Source organism: Rhodanobacter sp. TND4EL1, assembly GCF_054061035.1.
This window is the reverse complement of sequence record NZ_JBSSDT010000001.1, coordinates 1,147,297-1,161,184: the sequence shown is the minus strand read 5'-3', so window position 1 is coordinate 1,161,184 and position 13,888 is coordinate 1,147,297. Positions and strand designations below refer to the sequence as shown.

General features: G+C 63.9%; 15 protein-coding genes. 6 read left to right on the top strand and 9 right to left on the bottom strand.

Translation table 11 applies throughout. The features are described from left to right. Positions 1-26: 26 nt before the first annotated feature. The 7 genes from ACVWWQ_RS05490 to miaB form a co-directional block, all read right to left on the bottom strand. Positions 27-590: an NUDIX hydrolase gene (locus ACVWWQ_RS05490; RefSeq protein ID WP_099654189.1), complete on the bottom strand. Its 564-nt coding sequence runs from the start codon at positions 588-590 to the stop codon at positions 27-29. 82 nt (positions 591-672) lie between these two features. Then, entirely contained in the window at positions 673-1,692 is a 1,020-nt protein-coding gene (corA, locus tag ACVWWQ_RS05485) for a magnesium/cobalt transporter CorA (RefSeq protein ID WP_099654190.1), read from the bottom strand. A gap of 42 nt (positions 1,693-1,734) precedes the next feature. Further along, on the bottom strand, positions 1,735-2,943 hold the full coding sequence (locus ACVWWQ_RS05480) for a lipoprotein N-acyltransferase Lnb domain-containing protein (RefSeq protein ID WP_133951506.1): 1,209 nt from the start codon (positions 2,941-2,943) through the stop codon (positions 1,735-1,737). A 17-nt stretch (positions 2,944-2,960) separates the two neighbouring features. Then, on the bottom strand, positions 2,961-3,806 hold the full coding sequence (locus ACVWWQ_RS05475) for a transporter associated domain-containing protein (RefSeq protein ID WP_133951053.1): 846 nt from the start codon (positions 3,804-3,806) through the stop codon (positions 2,961-2,963). A gap of 122 nt (positions 3,807-3,928) precedes the next feature. Next, on the bottom strand, positions 3,929-4,390 hold the full coding sequence (ybeY, locus tag ACVWWQ_RS05470) for an rRNA maturation RNase YbeY (protein WP_133951051.1): 462 nt from the start codon (positions 4,388-4,390) through the stop codon (positions 3,929-3,931). Next, positions 4,387-5,382, bottom strand: coding sequence for a PhoH family protein (locus ACVWWQ_RS05465; protein WP_099654194.1), 996 nt, complete (start codon positions 5,380-5,382; stop codon positions 4,387-4,389). Before ACVWWQ_RS05465 ends, ybeY begins: the two co-directional genes overlap by 4 nt. Before the next feature lie 73 nt (positions 5,383-5,455). After that, on the bottom strand, positions 5,456-6,814 hold the full coding sequence (gene miaB, locus ACVWWQ_RS05460; protein ID WP_133951049.1) for a tRNA (N6-isopentenyl adenosine(37)-C2)-methylthiotransferase MiaB: 1,359 nt from the start codon (positions 6,812-6,814) through the stop codon (positions 5,456-5,458). A gap of 373 nt (positions 6,815-7,187) precedes the next feature. On the opposite strand from miaB, the gene ACVWWQ_RS05455 reads away from it, so the two are divergent. Next, a complete protein-coding gene (locus tag ACVWWQ_RS05455) occupies positions 7,188-8,216 on the top strand; it encodes a transglycosylase SLT domain-containing protein (RefSeq protein WP_457383321.1) in 1,029 nt (342 codons plus the stop codon). 20 nt (positions 8,217-8,236) lie between these two features. On the opposite strand, the gene ACVWWQ_RS05450 is transcribed toward ACVWWQ_RS05455, so the two are convergent. Then, positions 8,237-9,406 carry a trypsin-like peptidase domain-containing protein gene (locus ACVWWQ_RS05450; protein WP_133951045.1) on the bottom strand — a complete coding sequence of 390 codons (1,170 nt, stop codon included), beginning with the start codon at positions 9,404-9,406 and terminating at the stop codon, positions 8,237-8,239. A 163-nt stretch (positions 9,407-9,569) separates the two neighbouring features. On the opposite strand from ACVWWQ_RS05450, the gene petA reads away from it, so the two are divergent. From petA to ACVWWQ_RS05425, 5 genes are all read left to right on the top strand, one after another. After that, a complete protein-coding gene (petA, locus tag ACVWWQ_RS05445) occupies positions 9,570-10,175 on the top strand; it encodes a ubiquinol-cytochrome c reductase iron-sulfur subunit (RefSeq protein WP_099654197.1) in 606 nt (201 codons plus the stop codon). Next, entirely contained in the window at positions 10,175-11,476 is a 1,302-nt protein-coding gene (locus ACVWWQ_RS05440; RefSeq protein WP_099654198.1) for a cytochrome b, read from the top strand. The genes petA and ACVWWQ_RS05440 overlap by 1 nt, the downstream gene beginning before the upstream one ends. A gap of 13 nt (positions 11,477-11,489) precedes the next feature. Continuing rightward, positions 11,490-12,230, top strand: coding sequence for a cytochrome c1 (locus ACVWWQ_RS05435; RefSeq protein ID WP_099654199.1), 741 nt, complete (start codon positions 11,490-11,492; stop codon positions 12,228-12,230). 70 nt (positions 12,231-12,300) lie between these two features. Next, a complete protein-coding gene (locus ACVWWQ_RS05430; RefSeq protein ID WP_133951043.1) occupies positions 12,301-12,936 on the top strand; it encodes a glutathione S-transferase N-terminal domain-containing protein in 636 nt (211 codons plus the stop codon). A gap of 13 nt (positions 12,937-12,949) precedes the next feature. Continuing rightward, the gene (locus ACVWWQ_RS05425) at positions 12,950-13,384 is read left to right on the top strand and encodes a ClpXP protease specificity-enhancing factor (protein ID WP_099654201.1); all 435 of its coding nucleotides are present in this window, start codon (positions 12,950-12,952) and stop codon (positions 13,382-13,384) included. 17 nt (positions 13,385-13,401) lie between these two features. Here ACVWWQ_RS05425 and ACVWWQ_RS05420 read toward each other — a convergent pair whose 3' ends face one another. Next, positions 13,402-13,806, bottom strand: coding sequence for a DUF3301 domain-containing protein (locus tag ACVWWQ_RS05420; protein ID WP_099654202.1), 405 nt, complete (start codon positions 13,804-13,806; stop codon positions 13,402-13,404). Positions 13,807-13,888 lie beyond the last annotated feature (82 nt).

Sequence of the window (13,888 nt, the reverse complement as noted above, 5' to 3'; positions counted from 1 at the left end):
GGCTGGACGACAACCCGCGCGGACGACTATGGCCGTGCGTGCTCGATGAACCAGAGTCCCGCGAACAGTTTGGGGTCGATCGAATAGCCTTCCGCCGCGCGGGCGAACAGCCACGCGCCGGCTTCGCTGCGCGGGACTTCGTGCACCACGATGTTCTCGCTTTCGTCGCCGCCGCCGGGCCCTGTTTTCTGCAGATCCCAGGCCCGTGCGAAAGCGATCATTTCGGTACTCATGCCGGACGAGGATGGCCCCTGGTGGATGAATTCGACCCGCTCGCAGCGGTAGCCGGTTTCTTCTTCCAGTTCGCGTTGTGCCGCCAGCAGGACGCTTTCGTCGAGCTGCCCGGGCAGATCGCCGACCAGACCTGCAGGCATCTCGATGGTGTTCTGCAAGATCGACACGCGGTATTGCTCGACGAAGAGCACCTTGTCTTCGGGCGTCACCGCCACGATGATCACCGCGCCGCCGGGGTTGTTGCGCTCGGCGTACTCCCAGCGGCCGCGTTTGCGCAGACTCAGCCAGCGGCCTTCGTAAAGGGTTTCCACCGGGGCGCTGGCGTCGGCGGGAATGCGGCTGGCGGCGTCGTTCATTCGGTCACGGCAGGCAGGATGGAAGCAGTCGTCATGTTGACGGTTCCTTACCGTGTCGACAACCGCCTGTCGGAGCGCGGCACTACAACCAGCGCGCGCGCTTCAGCCCGATGAAGATGCCGCCGACGATGCTGGCCATCACCACGATCATCACCGGGTAGGCCCAGGGCTGGCTGAGTTCGGGCATGTGGGTGAAGTTCATGCCGTACCAGCTGGTGAGCAGGGTGGGGGCGGCCAGCATCGCGGCCCAGCCGGCCAGTTTCTTCATCACTTCGTTCTGGCGCAGGCTGACCAGCGACAGGTTGACGTTGATCGCGGCGGTGAGCATCTCGCGCATGGCGCTGATCGCCTCGTTGACACGGAACGCATGGTCGTAGACGTCGCGGAAGTAGGCACGCAGTTCTTCCGGGATCAGGTTCGGGTGAAGCCGGACAAGCTGCTGGACGATGTCCTGCAGAGGAGCCACGGCCAGCCGGAGGGTCATCAGGTCGCGCTGCATGTCGTACAACCGGCGGATGGTGCTGCTCTTGAAGGTCTCGCCGAAGATATCGTGTTCGAGTTTCTGCACCTCTTCCCGGAAGTCACGCACGATCGGCAACAAGTTGTCGACGATGAAGTCGAGCACGCCGTAAAGCGCGTAGCTGGGCCCGTTTGCCAGAAGATTCGGAGTGTGTTCGCAGGTGCGTCGCGCCGGTGCGTATGACAGCGAAGCGCCATGCCGCACGGTGACCAGGTAACGCGGGCCGAAGAAGATGTGTGTCTCGCCGAAGGCCAGCTGGCCATCGATCAACTGGGCGGTCTGCACCACCAGGAACAGCGAGTCGCCGTAGGCCTCGATCTTGGTGCGCTGATGCGCGGCGTGCGCGTCTTCGATGGCCAGGTCGTGCAGGCCGAATTCCTGCTGGATCTTCTGCAGCGTGGCTTCGTCCGGTTCGTGCAGGCCGACCCAGACGAAAGTGTCCGGTTCGGCCAGCACGTCGCTGATGGCATCAAGCGTGATATCGCCGACGCGACTGCCATCCTTCCGATAGGCGATGCAGTTGACCACCATCGGCTGGTCACCGGGCAAGGTGGAGTCTGGTGCGGACAAAATGGGGTTCATGCAACGCATGATGCCCCGCGCCCGCGGGCGGGGCAACGCGAATCAGCGCGCGCGGCGCAGGCTCCATGCCAGCACCAGCCAGATCGGCAGCGCGAACAGCAGCCACGGCTGGTTCTGCTGCACGGTACCGGGCAGCAGATGCAGCAGCAGCGCGATCATGCAAGCCAGCAGCTGGATGGCGATCACGCCGTCGATGAAGCGCGAGGCGGCAAGGCCACGGCGGGCGCGCCATAGCGTCGGCAGCAGCAGCCACGCCAGCGGATTGAACAGCAACAGGTTGGCATTGGCCCACGCCGAGTGATGGGTGGTCAGCGTCCACAGCGCCAGCAGGACGATGCCGACCAGACCCGCGGCAACAAGATAAACCGTGCCGAGCAGTGCGTAACCGGTCGGCCAATGACGGCGTGCCAGCAGGATCAGCGCGGCAAACAGCAATCCTGAAAACGCGAGTGGCAGGCGCAGATCGGGCGCTGTGGGCGGCGGTACTTCCAGCCGGTTCGCGGACACCAGCTGTTCGCTGAGCACCAGCGGGCGCATGCCGCCGTGGCCATCGGCCAGTTGAACCTGGCGCAGTTGCGTCTGCAGCACTTCGGGCAGGAAGCTTTCCTGCCAGGCATTCAGTGGCTGGTCGGCATACGGACCCAGCCCAAGGTCCAGCACCAGCATCAGCCAGGGCTGGGCACTCATCAGGCGATCGGTTTGTTGGCGATAGGTCATGCCCCCGGCGCGGGATGTCATTTGCGTGGACAGCACGCCGCCCAGCGCCTGGTTCAGCGCATCGCGCACGCGCGTGGTGCAGTTGTCCGCGTAGTAGTCGTAGTTGTAACCGGCGTTTTCCGGGCGCAGGTTCCACAGCAGGAAGTCGCGCAGCGCGGTGGCCTGATCGGCATTGAGCGCCAGCGGCTGGCGGGTGATCGAGCGGCCGGCTTCGACGTAATAGCTTTCGTCCAGGCTGGTCGGTGCCGCATCCATCAGATAGTGCATGCGGCCGCGGGCGAAATTGACGAAGAAGTTCGCCTCGTTGAAGTCGAACACGCCATAGTTGAAGCTGATCGCCTCACCGGACACCGTGTCGCGCACCTCGATGGCGTCGTGACCGAAACGCTCCCAATAGGTCTCGCCCGGGCCGTAGGTGATCAGCGACACCTCAAGGTTGGCACCCGGCGCATTGGCAACGCTGGCGTGCGCCGGCGCGAGCAGGGCACACAGTCCCGCCAGCAAGACCAGGGCGTACAGGCGAACGCGGCCCATTGGCCAGTGGGCAGTCGTCATGTGGGCTGGCGCACCACGCGGAAGCCTTGCACGCGACGGTCGTCGGCATGGGTGACATGGAACAGGAAGTCACCGATGGCGACTTCCTCGCCGACCTCAGGCAGATGGCCGAATTCGGAGGTGACCATGCCGCCCACGGTGTCGTATTCCTCGTCGGGGAATTCGGCGCCGGTGTGTTCGTTGAAGTCCTCGATCGGGGTCAGTGCGCTGACCAGCCAGTTGCCGTCGGGCTGCTCGTGCATCAGCTCGGGCTCTTCCTCGTCATCGTGTTCGTCGTCGATCTCGCCGACGATTTCCTCGAGCACGTCCTCGATCGTGATCAATCCGGCGACGCCACCATATTCGTTGACCACCAGGGCCATGTGATTGCGCGTCAGGCGGAACTCTTCCAGCAACACGTTCAGTCGCATCGACTCGGGAATCAGCACGGCCGGGCGCATGATGGAGCGAATGTCGAAATGTTCGGCGGCGCCGAAATACTTCAACAGGTCCTTGGCCAGCAGCACACCGAGGATTTCGTCCTTGTCTTCGCCGTGAACCGGGAAGCGCGAGTGGCCGGATTCGACAACCGCGGCGAGAATGTCCGGCAGCGGCGATTCGGCGGCCAGCATGACGATCTGTGCGCGCGGCACCATCACATCGTCCACGCTCAGTTCGGTGACCTTGATCGCACCCTCGACCATGGTGAGGGTGTTCACGGACAGCAGCCCGTTGGTCTGGGCGGAACGCAGTTCCTCGATCAATTCGTCGCGGTTGCGTGGCTCGCCGGAAAACATGTGGCCCAGTCGATCCCACCAGGTTCGGTGGGCCGGGCCGCTGGTACTGCCAGGGTCGTCGCTCATTACTCTTTGGAATTCAGCCCAGTGGGCGGAAGGCCGATTCTAGCGGAAAAAACGAGACGCTTCAGGGCACAAGCGTCGTGGGGCGGCCCGAGTCGCTGCACCAAAGCGAGGTGGCGCATGGATCATGCGTAAGGATCGGCGATCCCGAGGCCTGCCAGAATGCGGGTTTCCAGTGCTTCCATGACCTCGGCATCCGCGTCCTCGATGTGGTCGTAACCGAGCAGGTGCAGCACACCATGAATGGTCAGGTGAGCCCAGTGGTCGCGTGGTGCCTTGCCCTGTTCGGCGGCCTCGCGCAGGACGACCGGTGCGCAGATCGCCAAATCGCCGATCAGCGGCAGGTTCAGCCCGGGCGGCAGTTCGGCGGGAAAAGACAACACATTGGTGGCGTAGTCCTTGCCACGATAGTCGCGATTGAGTGCACGGCCTTCGCCGGTGTCGATGATGCGGATCGCCAGTTCGGCGCTTTTGCGTCGCTTCGCGCCGCGCAGCGCGGCTTCGGTCCAGCGCCGGAAGCTGGGCGTTGCGGGCAAGCCGGCGCGTGGCACGGCATAGCCGACGGCGAGGACCAGCGGAGTGCTCATTCGCCGTTTCCGTCGGTCAGCTCGAACGCCTCGTAGGCGCGCACGATCTTGGCGACCAGCGGGTGGCGGACCACGTCACGCGAGGTGAAGAAGGTGAAACTGATGCCGTCCACGCCGCGCAGCACTTCGACCGCCTGGCGCAGGCCCGAGCTGATATGGCGAGGCAGGTCGACCTGGGTCACGTCGCCGGTGATCACCGCGACCGTGCCGAAGCCGATCCGGGTCAGGAACATTTTCATTTGCTCGACCGTGGTGTTCTGGGCCTCGTCGAGAATCACGTAGCAGTCGTTCAAGGTGCGTCCGCGCATGTAGGCCAGCGGCGCGATCTCGATCACATTGCGCTCGATCAGCTTGGCGACTTTCTCGAAGCCCAGCATTTCGTAAAGCGCGTCGTACAGCGGTCGCAGGTAGGGATCGACCTTCTGGCTCAAATCGCCAGGCAGGAAGCCCAGCTTTTCGCCGGCCTCGACCGCAGGCCGCACCAGGATCAGTCGCTGCACCCGGTTGGCCTCCAGCGCCTCGACTGCGCTGGCCACGGCGAGATAGGTCTTGCCGGTGCCGGCCGGGCCCACGCCGAAGTTGATGTCGTGGCTGGCAATGGCGTGCAGGTAACGCGCCTGGTTCGGCCCGCGACCCTTGATCACCCCGCGCTTGACCTTGATCACCACTTCCTGGGCGCCTTCGGCCGCCGCGTCGGCATCGGCACCCACCATGGCATCAACACCCGACTCGGCCAGATGCAGGTTGACCCTGGCTCCGGTCAACGCCTCGTCCGCGGTGTTGGCGTACAGCGCGCGCAACACTTTTTCCGTGGCGCGGGCCGCGGCATCTTCACCAATGACCTGGAAGATGCTGCCGCGATGGTTGATCTCCACGCCCAGACGCAGTTCGACCTGCCGCACGTGCTCGTCGAACGGTCCGCACAGGTTGGCCAGTCGGGCGTTGTCTTCGGGGTCGAGAGTGAAGTCGCGCTGGTTGATGCCGTTGGTCATGGGAAGCGAGCCGGTTGCGAAGAGTGTGTTGGGCGAATGGTCTGAAAGCGGCAGCGCCGCTTCTGTCGTTCCGTTACGCGGCGATATCGTCCGTGGTTTTCACCCGGCCGCGCAGCGAATTGCTCATCGCCTCGGTGATCTCCACGTCCACGAATTGGCCGATCAGCCGCGGGTGGCCCGGGAAATTGACGAAGCGCATGTTCTCGGTACGCCCGGTGAGCTCATTCGGGTCGCGGGTGCTGGGCTTTTCCACCAGCACGCGTTGAACGCTGCCGATCATCGCCTGGCTGATGGCCTTGGCGTTCGCATTGATGGCGGCTTGAAGACGGCTCAGTCGCGCGTGCTTCTCCGTTGCCGGCGTGTCGTCGGCAAGACTCGCCGCAGGCGTGCCGGGGCGCGAGGAGAAGATGAAGGAGAAGCTCTGGTCGAAGCCGATGTCCTCGATCAGTTTCATGGTCTTCTCGAAGTCGGCGTCTGTCTCGCCGGGGAAGCCCACGATGAAGTCGGACGACACGCAGATGTCCGGTCGCACCGCGCGCAGCTTGCGGATCTTCTGCTTGAATTCCAGCGCCGTGTAGCCGCGCTTCATCGCGCTCAGGATGCGGTCCGAACCGGCTTGCACCGGCAAATGCAGGTAATTGGCCAGCTGCGGCACGTTGGCGTAGGCCTCGATCAGCGAGTCGGAGAACTCCAGCGGATGCGAGGTGGTGAAGCGGATCCGGCCGATGCCGTCGATCTGCGCGATGGCATGGATCAGCACGGCGAGGTCGGCGATGCCGCCATCGAAAGTCGGCCCGCGATACGCGTTGACGTTCTGGCCCAGCAGGTTCACCTCGCGCACGCCTTGCGCGGCAAGCTTGGCCACTTCGACGATCACGTCGTCGAACGGGCGGCTGAGTTCCTCGCCACGGGTGTAGGGCACCACGCAGTAGCTGCAGTACTTGGAGCAGCCTTCCATGATCGATACGAAGGCGGTCGGGCCTTCGGCACGAGGTTCCGGCAGGCGGTCGAATTTCTCGATCTCGGGGAAGCTGATGTCGACCTGCGGCAAACCGCTGGCGCGCTGCTTCTCGATCAGTTCGGGCAGCCGATGCAGGGTCTGCGGGCCGAACACCAGATCGACATACGGTGCACGTTTGACGATCGCCGCGCCTTCCTGCGACGCCACGCAGCCGCCGACGCCGATCAGCACCGGCTTGCCATCCTTCTTGTGCTGCTTCCAGCGGCCGAGCTGGCTGAACACTTTCTCTTGGGCCTTTTCGCGGATCGAGCAGGTGTTGATCAGGATCACGTCCGCTTCGGACTCGTCCAGGGTCAGCTCCATGCCGTGCGACGCCTTCAGTACGTCGGCCATCTTGGCCGAGTCGTACTCGTTCATCTGGCAACCGTGGGTCTTGATGAAGAGTTTGGAAGGCGTTGGGTTGCCGCTCATGGCTGTAGATACCGTGGTTCGTGAGGCACGACGTGCCATCGTGTGAACCGTGCAGTTTACCCGTGCTGACGCCGCCTCGCCAGTAATTGGCCATGATGGATCAAGCACTTGCAGCTCTCTGGCCGGTGATGTGTCGGCCATGTGTGCCGCGCCGGCAACCGCTGGATGGCTGCCGGGAACGCTGCATGGCGCACGAAATCGCCTGCGCGCACTTGGCGCTGGCAACACATGGCGGCACACTGCGTCCATGCTCGACGTCGCATGTCATGGGGGAAGCGTCGATCAACCGCTGCGGGGCTTCCCATTACGCACGATCCTTTACGGGGTCGCGCTCGTCTGTGGCTTGCTGTGGTGGCCGGCGGCGAGAGCCGGCGTGCTTTATCAGTGCACCGGCGGCAACGGTGAAACGGTCTACAGCAGCAGCAAGGCCGGTTATCACGGGTGTCGGGCAATCAGCAGTTACGCGGCGCCCGTCGCGTCACGGCGTCGGGCGGCTCCGCCTTCCCGGGTATCGCTGACCGGCGTGTCCGGCACGGTACTCACCTCGGCTCGCCAGCTGACAACGACTGGAGTGGAGACGACCTCGCTGGCCAATGTGCGCGGAACGGTCGAAACCGGCGCGACTCCGATCGGCCAGGCGCCGGCCGGCAATGTCTCACTGGCTGCCGTGCAGGGTTCGGTGGTTACCGACCCCGCTACCCCGAAACGGGTGGCGCCGCCCGCCGTTCCCGGCCAGTGGACCTATCGCGAATCGGCCGCTCCGGTCGCCCGACTGCCTACCCCCGAACAGCCTGCCGACAAGGTGCTGCGCGGGGCGGTGTATCGGATCGTGCGAACGGATGGCAGCGTGGAATACACGAATCTGCCGCAAGCGGGTGGCCGTCAAGGCAATGCGGTGACGATGCTGTTCACCTACATAGCCACCTGCGCCGCGTGCAACCTGCATTCGACGGTGCGTTGGGGCAGCGTGTCGCTGAATCTCACCGCGTACGCGGACTCCATCCGTTCCGCCAGCATGGAGTACGGCGTCGACGAGGCGTTTCTGCGGGCGATCATCCATGCCGAGAGCGCCTTCAATCCGCGGGCGCTGTCGCTCAAGGGCGCGCAGGGTCTGATGCAGCTGATGCCCGGCACGGCCGGTGACATGGGCGTGCTGGATGCGTTCAACAGCGACCAGAACATTCGCGGCGGCGCACGCTACCTCGGTCTGCTGCTGCACAACTTCAATGGCGACGAGCGGCTGGCCGCCGCTGCCTACAATGCCGGGCCCGGCGCGGTGCAGCGTTACAAGGGCGTGCCGCCGTATGCCGAGACCCAGGTCTACGTGGAGCGGGTCGGTACCCTGCGCAAACGATACGGTGCCGCGATCCATCCGCCGCTGGCCTCGCGCGGCCCGGGCTGACCGCGTGCAATGCCTGGCCGTCAGTTGGCGGGCAGGCTGCTCGAGCCCATGTCGGGACGCTGCGCCACGTTGACCTCGAGATGAAACGGACTGCCGTTGCGCAGGCCCGAGACCTCCACCTTGCTGCCGGGTTTGAGCGCGGCCTCGTAGCGGCGCAGATCGGCCGGGTCAAGGACGTCGTCCTGGCCAAGGCGCAGCAGGATGTCGCGCGGCTTGATGCCCGCCACCGCGGCCGGGCTGCCGGGGTAAACCGTGGTCACCAAGGCCCCGCGTGCAGCTGCCGGCAAGCCGCTGTTGGCCGCCACCGGCACGAACGCGTAATCGGCTCCGAGCCAGCCGCGCACCACGTGGCCGGTGGCGATGATCTGGTCCAGCACTTTCTTGGCGGTGGTGATCGGAATGGCAAAACCGATGCCTTCGGCGCCAGCGGCCTTGCCGATCAACAAGGTGTTAATGCCGACCAGTTGGCCCTCGGCATTGACCAGCGCGCCGCCGGAGTTGCCCAGGTTGATGGCGGCATCGGTCTGGATGAAGTCTTCGGCGCTGGAGCTGTTCAACTGTCGGCCGATGGCACTGACGATGCCCATGGTCACGGTCTGGTTGAGCCCGAGTGGATTGCCGATCGCCAGCACCACGTCGCCCGGACGCAGCGTGCCGGTGGCGATCGGGATCACCGGCGGATTGCTGGCGTCGATCTTCAGCACCGCAAGGTCGGATTCCTCGTCGGCGCCGACCAGGCTGGCCTTGGCGATGCGACCGTCGTACAGCAGCACCTGGATGTCGGCCGCATGGGCGATTACATGGTTGTTGGTCAACACATAACCTTGTGGGCTGACGATCACGCCCGAGCCCAGGGTCTGTTCCTTGTGCTGGTACGTGGTGGGCTGGCCGCCGAACAACTGCTGCAGCACCGGGTTGTCGTACATCCGCACGGCTTGTTCGGTAACGATCTTGTTGGCGTAGATATTGACCACCGAAGGCGCCGCGGCGGCGACGGCATCGGCGTATGAAACAGGGCCGTTGCCCACGTGCGGCTGGCTGGCCGTTGGCGCTGGCGCGGCGGCGAGGCCGAAGCGGGCGCGCAGCCGCTCACCGCTGCCGGGCCAGAACAGGCCGACCACGAAGGCCATGGCCAAGCCGAGAATGGCAAAGCGGGCAATAAACAGGAGCGTGCCGGCGGCATGTTTCATGTCGGAGGGGGGGTTCCGGCGATCGTGGCGAGTGTGGCGGCGGCTGGACTTCAGCGTGATGCCGTTTATTGTACGGGGCGGGGCCTGACGCTACACTAACGCGATTTGTGCGGGCACTAAAATGCCTGTGCCCAATGCCAAGCAATGTAATCCGGAGAGCCTGATGGCGAACGAAGTCGTCGATCACGGCCGCCGCCGTTTCCTGACAGCAACCACTGCGGTGGTTGGTGGTATTGGAATCGTGTCGGCAGCTGTGCCCTTCATCAAGTCGTGGGAACCCAGCGCGCGTGCCAAGGCCGCTGGCGCTCCGGTTACGCAGTCGCTGGCCAAGATCGAGGCGGGGCAATTGCTCACCGTGTCCTGGCGCAGCCTGCCGGTGTTCGTGCTGAACCGCACGAAGGCCCAGTTGGCCACGTTGCCGATGGTGGACTCGCGCCTGGTGGACCCCAAGTCCGATGGCGCCTCCGCCGACCAGCAGCCGAAGTACGCGCAGAACGAAGCGCGCTCGATCAAGCCCGAGTGGCTGGTCGTGATCGGCATCTGCACGCATCTGGGCTGCGTCCCGGACTTCGTGCCGGAGATCAAGCCCGAGCCGTTCGACCCGGAATGGAAGGGTGGCTTCTACTGCCCCTGCCACAAGTCGCGCTACGACCTGGCCGGCCGCGTGTTCCAGGGCGTACCCGCGCCGAAGAACCTGCCGGTGCCGCCGTACCATTTCATCGATGACAGCACCATCCAGATTGGCGTGGATCCGAAGGAGGCTGGCTAATGGCCAACGTATTCACGAATATCGGTGACTGGGTCAACGAACGCGCACCCGGCATGGCGCCGATGTATCGCGCGCACATGACCGAGTACTACGCACCGAAGAACTTCAATCTCTGGTACTACTTCGGGTCGCTGGCGCTGTTGGTGCTGATCAACCAGATCGTCACCGGCATCTTCCTCACCATGAATTACAACCCGAGTGCGGCGGGTGCCTTCGACTCGGTCGAGTACATCATGCGTGACGTGGAGTGGGGCTGGCTGATCCGCTACATGCACTCCACCGGCGCTTCGCTGTTCTTCGTGGTGGTGTTCCTGCACATGTTCCGCGGCATCATGTACGGCTCGTACAAGAGGCCACGCGAGCTGGTGTGGCTGCTCGGCATGCTGATCTTCCTGGTGCTGATGGCCGAAGCGTTCATGGGCTACGTGCTGCCATGGGGCAACATGTCGTTCTGGGGCGCCAAGGTGATCATCTCGCTGTTCGGCACGATTCCCTACATCGGCGGCACGCTGGTGGAATGGATCATGGGCGACTTCCTGCCGGCCGATGCCACCTTGAACCGCTTCTTCGCGCTGCATGTGATCGCGCTGCCGATCGTGTTGCTGCTGCTGGTGGTGCTGCACATCGCCGCGCTGCACGAAGTGGGCTCGAACAACCCCGATGGCGTGGAGATCAAGAAAGGTCCCAAGGGCAATCGCTGGGATGCGCTGAAGCCGGCTGACGGCATTCCGTTCCACCCGTACTACACGGTGAAGGATCTGGTCGGCGTGGGCTTCTTCCTGATGATCGCCGCGTTCATCATCTTCTTCGCGCCGACCTTCGGTGGCTGGTTCCTGGAACACGACAACTTCATTCCGGCGAACAACCTGGCGACCCCGTCGCACATCAAGCCGGTGTGGTACTTCACCCCGTTCTACGCGATCGTGCGCATGATTCCGTCCTTCCTCGGCTCGGCCGTGTGGGGCGTGATCGCCATGTTCGGCGCCATCGCGGTGCTGTTCGCCCTGCCCTGGTTCGATCGCGGCAAGGTCAAGTCGATCCGCTATCGCGGCACCGGCTTCAAGGTTGCACTGGGCCTGTTCGTCGTGTCGTTCATTTCGCTGGGTGCGGTGGGCGCGGGTGTCACCGCCGAGGTGATGCCGGTCTGGTTTGGCGATATCGACGTGACGTTCTGGGAGAACCTGTTCGGTCGCCTGATGACGCTGATCTACTTCGGGTTCTTCGCATTCCTTTGGGCCTATACATATTTCGGCTGGGAAAAGACCAAGCCGGTTCCGGAACGGGTGACGACGCATGACTAAGCGGCAGCTGCTAATGAAGCGATACATCTTCCCGGTGGCGTTGGCGTTCAGTCTGATCGTCGGCAGCGCGTCGGTGCAGGCGTCGGAAGAGGGTGGCTTGCCGCCCGCCGGTACCAGCGTGCATGACCAGGCTTCGCTGCAGCGCGGCGCCAAGTTGTTCTTCAACTATTGTGTCGGCTGCCATTCGCTCAAGTACATGCGCTACGAGCGGATCGCCAGCGACTTGGGGTTGACCGAAAAGGAAGTGATGGAGAACCTCAATTTCACCGGCGCCAAGTTCGGTGAAACCGTGGTTTCCCACATGCCGGCGGATTCGGCAGCCAAGTGGTTCGGCAAGGCTCCGCCGGACCTGTCGCTGGAAGTGCGCGCCAAGGGCGCGGACTGGGTCAACGCCTACCTCAATTCGTTCTATCTGGACCCGAGCCGTCCGGTAGGCTGGAACAACACGGTGTTCCCGAATGCGTCCATGCCGTTCCCGCTGTGGGAGTTGCAGGGTCTGCAGACGGCCGTGAAATCCGAGCCCAAGCCGGGTGAGGATGCCAAGGTCGAGAAGCTGGTGCTGTCGCAGCCGGGCAAGATGACCCCCGCGCAGTTCCAGCAGGCCACGCGTGACCTGACCTCGTTCCTCCAGTACGCCTCCGAGCCGGCGGCGCTGGAACGTCACCATTACGGCATCTGGGTGCTGTTGTTCCTGGCGTTCTTCACCTTGCTGGCAGCGATGTTGAAGAAGGAATACTGGAAGGACGTTCACTGAATCAGGATGGCATCAACTGATTGCGGCGGCCACGAGCCGCCGCAATCGTCTTATCGAGGGGGAATCGCGCATGGTCCCAAGCGCTCGCTCGCGTACCGTACTGACGCTGTACACCACTGCCGATGACGTGCAATGTCATCGTGCCAGATTGGTGCTGGCTGCCAAGGCGGTCAGCTACGAACGCGTCCTGGTTGACCCGGCGCGCCCGCCGGAAGACCTGATCGACCTCAACCCCTACGCCAGCACGCCGACCCTGGTCGATCGTGACCTGACTCTGTTTGATACCTCCGTGGTTTGCGAATATCTCGACGAGCGTTATCCGCATCCGCCGCTGATGCCGATTGACCCGCTCTCGCGGGCGCGCCTGCGGGTCGCCGCAGTGCGCATCGAGAAGGACTGGCTCACCGAGATCGACATCATTCGCGCTGGCGGCCGGCCGGCCGACGCGGCGCGCAAACGTCTGCGCGAGCATCTGCTGGCCTCCGTGCCGTTGTTCAAGGCGGCGAAGTTTTTCCTCAATCCCGAGATGAGTCTGGTCGATTGCCTCGTGGCGCCGGTGATCTGGCGACTGTCCTGGCTGGGCGTGGATTTGGGCAAGCAAGGCAAGTCGTTGATCGATTACGGCGAGCGTTTGTTTCACAGTCAGGGTTTTGCGCGCAGCATGACCGATCAGGAAAAGGCGATGCGGCAAATCCATGAGCAATAATGACGTTGTGCCAATGAGTTCCAATCGGCCGTACCTGTTGCGGGCGATCTATGACTGGATCAGCGACAACGAACTGACGCCCTACATCCTGGTGGACGCGGCGTTTTCCGGCGTGCGCGTGCCACAGCAGGTGGTCAAGAACGGTCAGGTCGTCCTGAACCTGGCGATGCGAGCGGTGGCGAACCTGGACCTCGGCAACGACTGGATCAGCTTTCAGGCGAGGTTTTCCGGTGTCAGTCAGTCCATCCAGATCCCGGTACAGGCCGTACTGGCGCTTTACGCCCAGGAAAATGGCCAGGGCATGATGTTTCCCGCCGAAGAGGAGGGTGGCGATACGCCGCCGTCCTCACCCGCGCCGGACGACCGAACCCCGTCGACGACGAGCGGCGCGGAGGATGCGGGATCCAAGCCGAAGCGCAGCGGATCGCACCTGCGCGTGGTGAAGTAGCCCACGGCCACGCGGGGTCAGTTCAGGCGATTGTTCGAACGTGGTCGCAACGGCACCACGTTGTCGACCTGGACTGACGTCAATGTCCGGCTGGCCGTTTCCTCATGCGGCAACGACGCGATGACTGGCAGGCTGACTCCGATGACGGTGTTTCCAAGCACCCACAGCCGGCACGACTCGCGATCATGGCCGTCGACGCTGACCTCGAAGCCGTAACAGCGTTCTATACGGCGCAATCCGTTGTGGCGGCGCAAGCGCAGGGCGCGCAACCCGACCGTCTCGTCGAGCAATTGCAGGCCATGTTGCTGACACTGCCTGCGCGCCTCCAGCACGGCACGCTCGCGCGCAGCGCTGAGTTTCAGCCACGATGTCACCACGGCGACAAGGCCCAGCAAAAACAGGAGATTGAAGACGTCGCTCATCCGTGCAGTGTGTGGGTGCAACCCACGTTGTGCAAGGCGCTGGCGATCGACGATGCCCGGAGGAAAGCGAGCCGGGCGGGTC